Origin of the sequence: Frigoribacterium sp. CFBP 8754 (assembly GCF_014841815.1) — a bacterium.
Taxonomy (GTDB): Bacteria; Actinomycetota; Actinomycetes; order Actinomycetales; family Microbacteriaceae; genus Frigoribacterium; species Frigoribacterium endophyticum.
Genome location: NZ_JACYUO010000001.1, coordinates 248,195 through 260,597, shown reverse-complemented (window position 1 = coordinate 260,597; position 12,403 = coordinate 248,195). Strand labels below are relative to the sequence as shown.

The window sequence follows — 12,403 nt, the reverse complement described above, 5'->3', positions numbered from 1 at the left end:
GGACACTCTTGGTGCAAGGGAAGAGGGCCGGTCGCCTCGCGACCGGCCCTCTGTCACGTCCGGGCTCGACTCGACCCCGACGCTCGCTCGTCGGCGCGTGGGCCGGCTCGCCTGTCTCGTGAGCGCCGCGCGGCGTCCCCCTGTCGGCCGTTCTTCGTAGACTCGACGTCGACACGAGACGAGGTGGCGACATGAGCGAGACAGCCGTGGCCGTCGGGGCCTGGGAGGCCCTGTTCCGAGCACAGGTGAGCATCATGCGCGAGCTGAACGCCGCCTTCCCCACCGACGACATCTCGTTCAACGAGTACGACGTCCTCTTCAACCTGTCGAGCCAGCCCGAGCGGCGGGCCCGCATCCGCGACCTCACCCGGCACCTCCTGCTCACCCAGCCGAGCATCAGCCGCCTCGTCGACCGCCTGGCGAGCAAGGGGGTCGTCGAGAAGCAGACCGACCCCGGCGACGGGCGCGGCATCATCGTCGCCCTCACCGACCACGGCTACGACCTCTACCGGCGCACCGCCGTCGACCACGCAGCCGCCATCAGGCGCCGCGTGGGCGGCAGCCTCGACCACGACGAGCTCGTCGCGCTGACCGACCTCTGCACGCGCCTCCGCCTGGGCGAGACGACGGGCAGCCCCGGCGACCCGGGCGCGACGACCAGGGCCGACGCCGAGGTCGGTGCCGCCTCGTGACCTCGTCCCCCTCCGTCGTCTGGCTGCGCGACGACCTCCGCGTCGCCGACAACCCCGCCCTCGTCGCCGCGGTCGACCGCGGCGAGCCCGTAGTCGTGCTCGTCGTGCTCGACGACGAGACCCCGGGCATCCGCCCTCTCGGCGGGGCCGCGCGCTGGTGGCTCCACCACAGCCTGGTGGCGCTCGACGGCGCGCTCCGCGAGCTCGGGGCCGGCCTGACGCTCCGCCGCGGCCCCGCCGCCGAGGTGCTCCCGGCCATCGTGGCCGAGGTCGGCGCCGGCGCCGTCTACTGGAACCGCCGCTACGGCAAGGTGCCCCGCGACACCGACGCGGCCCTGAAGGCCGCGCTCCGCGACGAGGGCCTCGTGGCCGAGAGCTTCCAGGCGAACCTCCTCTTCGAGCCGTGGACGGTGCAGACCGGCCAGGGCCAGCCGTTCAAGGTCTTCACGCCGTTCTGGCGGGCCTGCCTCGACCGGCCCGAGCCCCGGCACCCACTCGACGCTCCCGACGCCGTGCGGCCCCCGGAGGCCCCGCCCGCCAGCGACGACCTCGACGCGTGGCAGCTGCTGCCGACGAGCCCCGACTGGGCCGCCGGGCTCCGCGAGACCTGGACCCCGGGCGAGGCCGCCGCGCTGGACGCCCTGGAGGAGTTCGCCACCGGCCACCTGGCCGACTACGGCGAGCGCGACTTCCCCGCCCAGGAGGCGACGAGCCGCATGTCGCCCCGGCTGCGCTTCGGCGAGGTCAGCCCGTTCCAGATCTGGCACCGCATGCGGGGCGACCTCCCGCCCGCCTCGCGGGAGCGGGCGCAGTCGTTCCTCCGCGAGGTGGTCTGGCGCGAGTTCAACCACACCATCCTCTTCTCGTCGCCCGACCTGGCGACGGTCAGCTACCGCCCCGAGTTCGAGGCCTTCCCGTGGGCCGACGTCCCCGAGTCCGAGATCGACGCCTGGCGTCAGGGCCGCACGGGCGTGCCGCTCGTCGACGCCGGCATGCGCCAGCTCTGGACGACCGGGTGGATGCACAACCGGGTGCGGATGGTGACGGCGAGCTTCCTGATCAAGAACCTCCTGGTCGACTGGCGGGTCGGCGAGCAGTGGTTCTGGGACACCCTCGTCGACGCCGACGAGGCGAACAACCCCGCCAACTGGCAGTGGACGGCGGGCTCCGGCGCCGATGCCGCCCCCTACTTCCGGGTCTTCAACCCCGTGCTGCAGGGCGAGAAGTTCGACAAGGAGCGCAACTACGTCCGGGCATGGGTTCCCGAGATCGACACCGACGACTACCCCGAGCCGATGGTCGACCTGAAGGAGTCGCGGCGCCGCGCCCTCGACGCCTACGAGACGATGCGCCGCGCCTCCCCCGCGTCGCCCTGACCGCCGCACCGCCCGAGCACCGAGCACCGCCCGAGCACCGAGCACCGAGCACCGAGCACCGAGCACCGAGAGGCACCATGACCGACCCAGCCCGCCCCTCCGGCATCGACGCCCTCTTCGACGCGCGCCAGGCCGAACGTCGAGCGCCCAGCGTCGTGTTCGCCACCTTCGACCACGACGGCGTCACGCACCACGGCGCCCGCGGCGAGGTCGCGGGCGCCCTGCCGGGGCCGCACACCGCCTACCGGATCGCCTCCTGCACGAAGAGCTTCACCGCGGCGGCGCTGCTGGCGCTCCGCGACGCGGGGCAGCTCGTGCTCGACGCGCCCGTCACCGACTTCGTGCCCGCCTTCGCCGACGTCGCGCTGCCCACGGGCGACTCGCCCGTGCCGACGGTGCGGATGCTGATGACGATGTCGGGCGGCCTGCCGACCGACGACCCCTGGGGCGACCGCCAGGAGTCGATCACCGACGACGAGCTCGACGCCCTGCTGCGGCGCGGTCTGCGCTTCGACAGCGTGCCCGGCACGACCTTCGCGTACTCGAACCTGGGCTGGGCCCTGCTCGGGCGCGTCGTCGCGAGCGCGGCCGGCCGGCCCTACCGCGAGGTCGTCGAGCAGACGCTCCTCGGCCCTCTCGGGCTGCCGTCGACCGGCTTCGAGGCCGACGTGCCCGCCACCGGCGGCGTCGCCGTCGGGCACCGGCCGGTCGACGACGGGTGGGAGCCCCTGCCCTTCTCGGGCCCCGGCGCGTTCTCGCCCATCGGGGGGCTGTTCAGCACCACGACCGACCTCGCCCGCTGGGCCCGGTGGCTGTCGTCGGCGTTCGACCCCGAGGGCCGCGGCGACGTCGACGGGGTGCTGAGCCGCGCCTCCCGCCGCGAGATGCAGCAGCTCCACCGGCTCGTGCCCGGCCGGGGCGCGCACCCCTCGGGCTACGGCTTCGGCCTCTTCGTCGAGGAGTACCCCGACTTCGGCACCGTCGTGTCGCACTCCGGCGGCTACCCCGGCTTCTCCGCCCACATGCGCTGGCAGACCGCCACCGGCCTCGGCGCCGTGGGCCTGGAGAACGCCACCTACGCCCAGGTCGCCGTGCCCGTCAGCCGGGCCCTCGACGGCATGATGGCCGACACGGCGGAGGCGCGGGTCGTCGTCACTCCGTGGCCCGAGACCCTCGCCGCGATGCCCCTGGTCGAGGCCGTCGTGCGCGGGCGCGAGGTGCCGTCGGGCCTCCTCAGCGAGAACGTCGAGCTCGACGTGCCGCTCGTGCGCCGCCGAGCCCTGTGGGCCCGCGAGCTCGAGGCGGTCGGCGGGCTGCTCGACCACGACGATGCACGCGATCTGCCCGCCGCAGAGTCGGCGACCCCGTCGCATCGCGTGTGGTGGCTGCCCGGGCGACGCGGGGCCCTGCGGCTCGAGGTCCGGCTGACCCCGGAGGACCCTCCCCGCGTGCAGACCCTGTCGGTGCGCGCCGACACCGGGCGCTGACGCCGTGTCGGTCATCGCCGTCACCGGGGGCGCCGGCAAGGTCGCGGCCATGATCCGGCCGCACCTCGCCGCGGCGGGGCACGAGGTGCGCCTGCTCGACCTGGTCGCCCCGGCCGGCCCGCTCGCGCCGACCGAGTCCGCCGCGGTCGTCGGGGTGACCGACCTCCAGGCCCTGACGGAGGCGCTCCGCGGCGCCGACCTCGTGGTGCACCTCGCCGCGCACGCCGACGAGCGGCCGTGGGAGGACATCCGCGACGTCAACGTCGAGGGGGCACACGCGGTGCACGAGGCCGCCGTGCGGGCCGGCGTGCGGCGCGTCCTCGCCGCGAGCTCGGTGCACGCCGCGGGCTACCTGCCGTGGGACGCCGCAGCCGAGCACGCTGTGCCGGCCGCGCGGCCCGACACGTTCTACGGCCTGAGCAAGGTCGTGCTCGAGGCCATGGGCAGCCTCTACGCCGACCGCGCGGGCCAGCTCGTCGTCTCGGCCCGGATCATGACGGCGGTCGAGCGGCCCTTCGACGCCCGGAGCCTCGGCACCTGGCTGTCGGCCGGCGACGCGGCCCGCCTCGTCGAGGCCGCCCTGACCACCACGGCCACCGGCCACCACGTCGTCTGGGGCGTCTCGCGCAACACGCGTCGACCGGTCTCCCTCGCGGCCGGCGAGGCCGTCAGCTACCACCCGGTCGACGACGCCGAGGCGTACGCCGACGAGGTCGACGAGCCGCCGGTGGGGGGCTCGACGCCGATCGGCGGCAGCTTCGTCGACCACCCGCTCGGGGAGCCCATGTGAGCGGCGCCGACGCGGCGCCGGGGCGGGCGCGGGTGACGTGCTCGGGGCCACCGGACGCTACCGTGGCTCCGTGACCCTCCTGCACCGCGACTCCGCAGTCCGCGACATCGACCCCCTCGCGCTCTACGGGCTGCTGAAGCTGCGGGTCGACGTCTTCGTCGTCGAGCAGGAGTGCCCCTACCCCGAGCTCGACGGGCGCGACGTCGAGCCCGACGCGCAGATGCTCTGGGTCGAGGAGGACGGCGAGGTGCTGGCCACGGTCCGGCTGCTCTGCGACGGCGACGACCGGCGGATCGGCCGCGTCGCGACCGCCGCGTCGGCCCGCGGCCGCGGGCTCGCCGCCCAGCTGATGGAGCGGGCCCTCGCTGACTGCCCCGGCCGCCTCGTGCGGCTCGACGCCCAGGCGCACCTCGAGGGCTGGTACGCGCGCTTCGGCTTCGTCGTGGACGGCGAGCCCTTCCTGGAGGACGGCATCCCGCACGTGCCGATGTCGCGGGTCGTCCCGGCCGCCTGACCAGCGCCTCCCGCTGGGCCGCCCCGCCCGCCGCCCACGCCCCGCCCACGCCCGGCCCCTGTCCCCCGTCCTGGCCGGACCTGGACGGGGGCCGCCCGGACCGTTCCGTCCGGTCCGCCCGCGCCCTAAGCTCGGGCCATGCCACGTCGAGCCACCCCTCCGCGGGACCGCATCCTCGAGGCGGCGCACGCCGAGTTCGCCGCCCGCGGCCTCGCCGGTGCCCGCGTCGACTCCATCGCCCGCGAGGCCGAGGCGAGCAAGGAGCGGCTCTACGCCCACTTCTCGACGAAGCGCGACCTGTTCGACGCCGCCCTGGGCGAGAGCATCGACCGCTGGCTCGAGGCCGTCCCGTTCGACGCCCACGACCTGCCGCAGTGGGCGAGCAGGCTCTACGACCACCTCGCGACGCACGCCGACGACGCACGCCTGCTGCTCTGGGGGCAGATCGAGGGCGTCACGCTGCCGAGCCCCGGGGTCGTCGACCACGAGCAGCTCGACCGGCGCCGCGAGGCCGTCCGGGCGGCGCAGGCCTCGGGCGACATCCCCTCCGACTGGGACGCCGACGAGCTGCTGACGATGGTGTTCGGCAGCGTGCTGGCCTGGTTCGTCACGCCGACCGCGACGAACCTGCACCAGGGCCCGCACCAGCGGCGGTGCGACGTCGTCGAGCAGGCGGTCCGGCGACTCGTCGGCTGAGCGGGAGTACCGTCACGGGGTGACCACGACGACCCCTGCCCCCGACCTCTCCCCCGACCTCCGCGACCTGCTCGACAGCGTGCCCGACACCGGCACCGTCGAGGCGGGCGACGTGGTCTACGACCACGACGGCACGCCCCTCGAGGGCTTCCTCGCCACACCCGGCGACGCCGACGGCGCCCTCCGGCCCGCGGTGCTCGTGCTGCACGACTGGTTCGGCGTCGTCGACCACGTCAAGGTGCGCGCCCAGATGCTGGCGCGCCTCGGCTACGTGGCGCTGGCCGGCGACGTCTACGGCCAGGGCGTCCGCCCCGGCCCCGGGGAGGCGGCGGCCGAGGCCGGCGCCTGGTACGGCGACGTCGCGGCGTTCCGCGCCCGCCTCACCGCCAACCTGGAGCGCCTCCGCTCCGAGCCCGGCGTCGACCCCGAGCGCATCGCCGTGATGGGCTACTGCTTCGGCGGCTCCGGGGCCCTCGAGCTCGCCCGCTCGGGCGCCGACGTGGCGGGGGTCGTGTCGTTCCACGGCGGCCTCGGCACCGGGGCGCCCGCCGAGAAGGGAGCCGTCAAGGCTCCCCTGCTCGTGCTGACGGGCGCGGCCGACCCGGTCGTGCCGGACGACGCGGTCGTCGGCTTCGAGGACGAGCTGCGCGACGCCGAGGTCGGCGACTGGCAGGTCGTCAGCTACAGCGGGGCGATGCACGCCTTCGCGGTGCCGGGCACCGACAGCCCCGAGCACGGCGCGCAGTTCCAGGAGACGGCGAACCGCCGCTCGTGGCTGCAGATGCGCGGCTTCCTCGACGAGGTNGCCGGAGGGGTCAGAACCCGACGACACGCCCCGAGGAGGCGCGGCGCGCGATGTCGCGCAGCTGGACGGCGGTCGAGACGGCCGCGTGGGCGGCCTCGCGCCCCTTGTCCTCCTTCGAGCCGGGCAGCCCGGCCCGGTCGAGGCCCTGCTGCTCGTCGTCGAGGGTGAGCACGCCGAAGCCGACCGGCTTGCCGGTGTCGAGCGTCACGCGGAGCAGGCCCGACGTCGCGGCGTCGGAGACGTACTCGAAGTGCGGGGTGCCGCCGCGGATGATCACGCCGAGCGCCACCACGGCGTCGGCCCCCGCCTCGAGGGCGGCCTTCGCGACGACCGGCAGCTCGAAGCTGCCGGGCACGCGGACGACGGTCGCCTCGGCGCCGAGCTCGGCGATGGTGGCGAGCGCGCCGGCGAGCAGGCCGTCGCTGATCGCGGTGTGCCAGGTGCCGGCGACGACGGTGACGCGCAGGCCGCGGCCGTCGACGGGCTCCTGCTCGGTGGGTGCTCCTGCGCCGCTCATGCGGTGGTCCTCTCGGTGGGGGCGGGGCGACCGGGGAGGTCGCCGGGGGTGGTGGGGGCGGCCGGGCCGGCCGCGAGGCGGTGGGCGACGACCTGGGCGATGGTCACGACGGGGACGCCCTCGCGGCGCCCCAGCTCGATGAGGCCGGGCAGCCGCATCATCTCGCCGTCGTCGGCGACGATCTCGCTGATCGCCGCGACGGGGCGGAGGCCGGCGGCGACCATCAGGTCGACGGCCGCCTCGGTGTGGCCGTCGCGCTCGAGCACCCCGCCGGGCCGGGCCCGGAGCGGGATGACGTGGCCGGGGCGGTGCAGGTCGTCGCGGACGGAGGCCGGGTCGGCCAGGACCCGCAGGGTGCGGGCGCGGTCGGAGGCGCTGATGCCCGTGGTCACGCCCTCGGCCGCGTCGACGCTGACCGTGTACGCGGTGCCGCGGGCGTCCTCGTTGCGGGCGACCATGGGCGGCAGGTCGAGGAGGTCGGCGATCTCCGCCGACATCGGGGCGCAGACGAACCCGGACGAGACCCGCACCGTCCAGGCCAGCCACTCCTGGCTCGCCAGCTCGGCGCTCAGCACCACGTCGCCCTCGTTCTCGCGCGACTCGTCGTCGACGACGATGACCGGCCGGCCACGACGGAGGTGGTCGAGGACGGTCGCGACGTCGTCGAGGGGCTCGGCACCCGTGCGCCGAGGCGCCTCGGGGGCACCCGCGCGGGCGCCCGACGCCTCGGTCACGACGCCCGGCCGGAGCGGTGCGCGCCGGCGGTGGCGTCGAGGGCGAGCATGCGGCGCACGTGGCGCGCCAGGACGTCGGTCTCGACGTTGACGCGGTCGCCCGGGGCCTTGTCGCCGAGCGTCGTGGCGGCGAGGGTCTCGGGGATCAGGCTGACCTCGAACCACCCCTCGTCGGCCCCCGGCTCGCTGATGCGGCTGACGGTGAGGCTCACGCCGTCGAGCGTGACGGAGCCCTTGTCGACGAGGAGGGGGGAGAGGTCGTCGGCGAGGCTCAGGCGCACGCGCCGCCAGGCGTCGCCCTCCTCGGTCTCGAGCACGGACGCCGTGCCGTCGACGTGGCCCTGCACGATGTGGCCGCCGAGGCGGTCGCCCACGCGGGCCGCCCGCTCGAGGTTGACGGGCAGGCCGGGCTCGAGGTCGCCCAGGGTGCTCATGACCAGCGTCTGCTTCATGACGTCGGCCGTGAACGACTCCCCGTCGCGCTCGACCACGGTGAGGCAGACGCCGCTGACCGAGATGGAGTCGCCGTGCTCGGCGCCGTCGACCGCGAGCGGCCCGTGCACGGTGAGGCGGACGCTGTCGCCCACGTCGGCGAGCCGCACGACACGGCCCTTCTCCTCGACGAGACCCGTGAACACGTCAGATCACCGCCGTCGGCAGGAGAGACGGGAGGGCGGGCACCGGCGTCGGCCGGCGCCGCGGGGCGAGGGTGGTGGTCATCATGTCTCCGTCGGTGAGCCTGCTGGGGCTCTCCGGGGACGACGCGAGGTCGCGGCCAGCCCGGGCGCCGTCGTCGACGAGCCCTGGCCCGCGCTGCCTCCCTTCCGGACTGTGACCGTCGGTACCGGAGTTCCACCGGTTCAACCGGGGCGACCACCGTCTGGGGGCCGCACCGGGTCGCGGACTGTGACCGCCGGTTCAGATTTTCGCTGACCCCGGAGCGCGTTGCTCACCGGCGACGATAGCACCGGGCCCCGACAGCGGCCTCGGCCGCCGTCACGCCCCGTCACGTCGCGCCGCCGGGTCAGGTCGGAGGGTGGAGGCCCTCGTCGGCCGGCCCGGTCCGCCAGGCCGTGAAGTGCACGGTGAGGCCGTCGCGCGAGGGGGCGCAGCACATCGGCCCCGCCGTCACCGCCGCGTCCGCGTCGAGCGGAGACACCCGGACCAGGCGCCACGGCTCGTCGTCCACGCGGGCACGGACCGTCAGGGCGTCGCCGGAGCGGCTGGCCCGGACGGTGACCTCGCGGTCGCGCCAGCCGGGGACGGGGGCGAGCGACCAGTCCGAGACGCCCCGCGTGACGACGGCGCCGAGGCCGTCCTCGCCGTCGCTGCGCTCGACGCCCGCCTTCGTCCACGTCTCGTCGTCGACCCTCACGAAGACGCCGGCCTGGTCGAACTGGGCCGAGAAGTCGAGACGGAACGAGACCTCGACCGCGGTGCCCTGCTCGAACGGCGCGAGGAGGGCGTGCTCCGTGTCGTGCACGAACCCGTACGAGGTGACGCGCCAGGCGTCGCTGCCCTCGACGGCGGTCACGCGCATCCCGTCGTCGCCCACCTCCACGCGCGCGGGCGCGGTCGTCCAGCTGCCGGTGCTCCAGTCGACGTCGATCATGCGGTCGAGGCTACGCCGCCGCCGAGCCGCGACGCGGCGACGCGGCTCCGTCGGCGACGCGGTCAGTCGACGACGAGCCCCAGGTGCGCCGCGAGCGCGGGGGCCAGCGCCTGCAGCTGCACGGCGTCGACGGTCGCCCCCCGGAGCCCGTCGAGCCCGTCGACGCGGTCGAACGAGGTCGTGCGCAGGTCGACGTGGGCGAGGGAGGCGCGGGTCACGTCGAGCGTGCCGACACGGCAGTCGACGAGGGCCACCCGCAGGGCCTCCGCACCGCCGAGGTCGAGCTCGCCGACGCTGCAGCCCTCGAGGACGACGTCGGTGAGGCGGGCCCCCCGCAGGTTCAGGTAGTCGATCTTGCCGCCGACGACACGGACGGAGCGCCAGTCGGCGTCGAACAGCTCGGCCGAGCCCCAGCGCGGGCGCTCGACGCGGACGTCATGCCAGGTGCTGCGCCCGGCGGCGAGCTCGGGGGCGAACGAGTCGGCGACGACCGTCTCGACGAACCGCGCGCCCCGGAGGCGCGCCCCGCCGAGCCGGGGCGCCTCGAGCACGCACTCGCGGAGGACGACGCCCTCGAGGTCGCGGTCGGCGAGGTCGGCGTCGACGAGGCGCTCCCGCTCGCGGTCGTCGTGCGCGGCGAGGGAGTCGCCCGTCACGTCGACGAGACCGGTCGGGTCGACGTGGTCGATGCGGGGCGCGTCGGTGCCGCCGCCCGGGGCGGCGCCCGAGCGCCCGGCGCGGGAGGAGGAACGACGGGGAGCGGCCATGCGGACGAGGCTACCGATGGCCGCCGACACCGGACGGACTCGTTCTGGGGAGTGCCGCCCCGGCAGGAGGGGGGCACGATCAGTTCCATGCGCATGCATGAACGCTGCGCGCCGCTGCCCTGACCACCCGACGGTCGGGCCGCGCCCCTCCCCCGCCCCGACCGGAGAACCCCCGTGCCGTCATCCCTCCCTGCCCGTCTGCCGTCGGCCCTCGCCGCCGGCCTCCTCGCGACCGGCCTGCTGCTCGCCGGCCTGGTCGCCGCGCCCGCCGCGCCCGCGAGCGCCGCGCCGGCGCCCGCCCCGACCACCGCCTCCCTGCCGAAGGACCAGCTCGTCGTGCCGCCCTCGGCGCTCGCCCGGGCCGACGCCCTCGACGACGCGCCCACGACCGGCCCGGTCGTCCACACCCTCTGGGTGAGCACCGTGTCGGCCACCGCCGCCACGACCGACGACACGGTCACCTCGCTCGACCGCGCGTCGATCGACGCCGCCGTCACCGCGCTGCACGACTACTGGTGGGAGGAGTCGGGCGGCCGTGTCGACGTCCGCCTCGGCGGCGTCGAGGAGCGCTCCCTCGGCGGCACGAGCTGCGACGCGTCCACGACGCTGAGCAAGGTCAAGGCCTCGGCCTTCGGCGGCTCCTTCGCCTCGTACGGCTGGGCCGGCACCGAGAAGCACCTGCTCGTGCTGCCCCGCGAGGCGTGCGGCACGCAGGCGTTCGGCACCATCGGCGGCGACGGCGGCGAGATCGTCAGCTCGTACGGCCTCGGCCAGCAGCTCGGCGTGCCCGTGCTGCTGCACGAGTTCGGCCACAACCTCGGGCTCGGCCACGCCGGCTCGGCGCTCTGCCGCAGCACGACCTCGTTCGACGGCGCCCCCGGCGACTTCCGCAGCACGGCCGACGCCGCCTGCCCCACCGAGGAGTACGGCGACCACCTCGACATCATGGGCTACTCGGTGTCGGGCGCCCGCCCGCACCTGTCGTCCCCGCAGCGGATGCGTCTCGGCTGGCTGCCGAGCACCGTCGCGCTCAGCACCCCGGCGACCACGAAGCGCGTCGTGCTGCCCTCGCTCGACCCCGCGGCCGCCGGCCGCGCCGTCGACGTCACCGACCCCGTCAGCGGCCAGCACTACGTGCTGGAGTACCGCACGGCCACGGGCCGCGACCGGTCGAGCGCCGAGTTCGCCGGCGGTGCGCCCCGCTGCACGGTCGTCGCGACCGGCTTCACGAAGTGTGCGCTCGACAGCTCGGCCGCCACGGGCAGCGTGCGCGTGCTGCGCGCCCTCCCCCAGCCCGGCGGCTTCGCCACGACGGTGGCCCTCGCGGTCGGCACCGACGCAGCGGCCGACCCCGCCCGCCGCGACACCCACCTCGACGCCGGCGAGTCGTTCACGAGCGCCGGCGGCGGCTTCACCGTCGCCGTGGCGAGCCTCTCGCCCCAGGGCGGAGCCGTGCTCGACGTCTCCCTCCGCGGGCCCCGCGGCGCCGTGTCGACCTCCACCGCGCTGACCCTCTCCACCGCCTCGCAGACCTACGGCGGAGCCGGCGCGACGGCGACCGCCGTCGTGACCCGCGCCGACGGCACGGCGCCCGCGGGCACCGTGAGCCTCGTCGACGGCTCGACCGTGCTGGCGACCGTTCCCGTGGGCACGAGCGGTCGCACGGCGATCGCCGTGCCGACGACGCTGGCCGCGGGGAGCCACGCGCTGCGCGCCTCCTTCACGCCCTCCGACCCCGCCGTCACGGCGTCGGGCTCGGCACCGCAGACGCTCGCGGTCACGGCCGGCGCGACGACCACGTCGCTCCGGGTCAGCGGCCCGCAGCAGACCTTCGGGTCGACGACGACGACCCTCACCGCGACCGTGCCGCAGGTGGCCGGCAGCTGGCCCGCCGGCAGCGTGACCTTCACGCGCTCGGGCGTGCCGGTGGCGGTCGTGCCGCTGGCCTCGGGCACCGCGTCGTGGGTCGTGCCCGCGAGCACGTCGGCCGGCCGGTGGTCGTTCACGGCCTCGTTCGCGCCCTCCTCGACGTCGCTCGTGAAGTCGGTCAGCGCGCCCCAGACGGTCACGGTCGTGCCCGCGAGCTCGACGGTGGCGATCACGCCCGCCACGACGAGCCCCGCACGGAACACCGCCACGACGGCCACCGTCACCGTGCGCGTCGCCGGCGTCGCCTCGCCGGCCGGCTCGGTCACCGTGCTCTCGGACGGGCGCGCCGTGCAGACGGTCGCCCTGACCTCGACCGGCCAGGGCACCGCGACGGTGACGCTGCCGCGGTACGCCACGGCCGGCAGCCCGGTGGTCTCGGTGCGCTACTCGGGCACGCCCGACGTGCTCGGCAGCACCTCGGCGGGCGTCACGCTGCGCGTGCGCTGACCGGCGGGGCGGCCGGGTCGGCCGGACGGGCTCCGTG

Annotated in this window: 11 protein-coding genes and 2 pseudogenes; 8 read left to right on the top strand and 5 right to left on the bottom strand. The window is 75.9% G+C overall.

All coding sequences use genetic code 11. The annotated features are described in order from the left end of the window. The first annotated feature begins 191 nt into the window (after positions 1-191). The 7 genes and pseudogenes from IFT72_RS01225 to IFT72_RS01195 all read left to right on the top strand — a co-directional run. On the top strand, positions 192-692 hold the full coding sequence (locus IFT72_RS01225; protein ID WP_192045359.1) for a MarR family winged helix-turn-helix transcriptional regulator: 501 nt from the start codon (positions 192-194) through the stop codon (positions 690-692). Continuing rightward, positions 689-2,068 (top strand): FAD-binding domain-containing protein, encoded by a 1,380-nt coding sequence (locus IFT72_RS01220; protein ID WP_192045358.1) that lies wholly within the window; start codon positions 689-691, stop codon positions 2,066-2,068. The genes IFT72_RS01225 and IFT72_RS01220 overlap by 4 nt, the downstream gene beginning before the upstream one ends. Positions 2,069-2,145: 77 nt before the next feature. Further along, positions 2,146-3,555 carry a serine hydrolase gene (locus IFT72_RS01215; RefSeq protein WP_192045357.1) on the top strand — a complete coding sequence of 470 codons (1,410 nt, stop codon included), beginning with the start codon at positions 2,146-2,148 and terminating at the stop codon, positions 3,553-3,555. A 4-nt stretch (positions 3,556-3,559) separates the two neighbouring features. After that, on the top strand, positions 3,560-4,345 hold the full coding sequence (locus tag IFT72_RS01210; RefSeq protein ID WP_192045356.1) for an NAD-dependent epimerase/dehydratase family protein: 786 nt from the start codon (positions 3,560-3,562) through the stop codon (positions 4,343-4,345). A 70-nt stretch (positions 4,346-4,415) separates the two neighbouring features. After that, positions 4,416-4,859, top strand: coding sequence for a GNAT family N-acetyltransferase (locus IFT72_RS01205; protein ID WP_219731548.1), 444 nt, complete (start codon positions 4,416-4,418; stop codon positions 4,857-4,859). A gap of 138 nt (positions 4,860-4,997) precedes the next feature. After that, a complete protein-coding gene (locus IFT72_RS01200) occupies positions 4,998-5,555 on the top strand; it encodes a TetR family transcriptional regulator (protein ID WP_056052909.1) in 558 nt (185 codons plus the stop codon). 19 nt (positions 5,556-5,574) lie between these two features. After that, a pseudogene (locus IFT72_RS01195) lies at positions 5,575-6,359 on the top strand (dienelactone hydrolase family protein); the annotation flags it as partial. Positions 6,360-6,370: 11 nt separating this feature from the next. On the opposite strand, the gene ribH reads toward IFT72_RS01195, so the two are convergent. The 5 genes and pseudogenes from ribH to IFT72_RS01170 all read right to left on the bottom strand — a co-directional run bounded on the left by ribH (position 6,371) and on the right by IFT72_RS01170 (position 9,990). Next, complete coding sequence (ribH, locus tag IFT72_RS01190; RefSeq protein ID WP_192045355.1) at positions 6,371-6,877, bottom strand: 6,7-dimethyl-8-ribityllumazine synthase; 507 nt, start codon at positions 6,875-6,877, stop codon at positions 6,371-6,373. Positions 6,878-6,957: 80 nt separating this feature from the next. Next, positions 6,958-7,494: pseudogene (gene ribB, locus IFT72_RS01185) on the bottom strand (3,4-dihydroxy-2-butanone-4-phosphate synthase); the annotation flags it as partial. Positions 7,495-7,607: 113 nt separating this feature from the next. After that, the gene (locus IFT72_RS01180) at positions 7,608-8,249 is read right to left on the bottom strand and encodes a riboflavin synthase (RefSeq protein WP_192045353.1); all 642 of its coding nucleotides are present in this window, start codon (positions 8,247-8,249) and stop codon (positions 7,608-7,610) included. A 386-nt stretch (positions 8,250-8,635) separates the two neighbouring features. Then, entirely contained in the window at positions 8,636-9,223 is a 588-nt protein-coding gene (locus tag IFT72_RS01175; RefSeq protein ID WP_056052900.1) for a DUF1349 domain-containing protein, read from the bottom strand. Between the two features lie 62 nt (positions 9,224-9,285). Continuing rightward, positions 9,286-9,990 carry a pentapeptide repeat-containing protein gene (locus tag IFT72_RS01170; RefSeq protein ID WP_192045352.1) on the bottom strand — a complete coding sequence of 235 codons (705 nt, stop codon included), beginning with the start codon at positions 9,988-9,990 and terminating at the stop codon, positions 9,286-9,288. A gap of 174 nt (positions 9,991-10,164) precedes the next feature. On the opposite strand from IFT72_RS01170, the gene IFT72_RS16555 reads away from it, so the two are divergent. Beyond that, complete coding sequence (locus tag IFT72_RS16555; protein ID WP_192045351.1) at positions 10,165-12,366, top strand: Ig-like domain repeat protein; 2,202 nt, start codon at positions 10,165-10,167, stop codon at positions 12,364-12,366. The last annotated feature ends 37 nt before the right edge of the window (positions 12,367-12,403 follow it).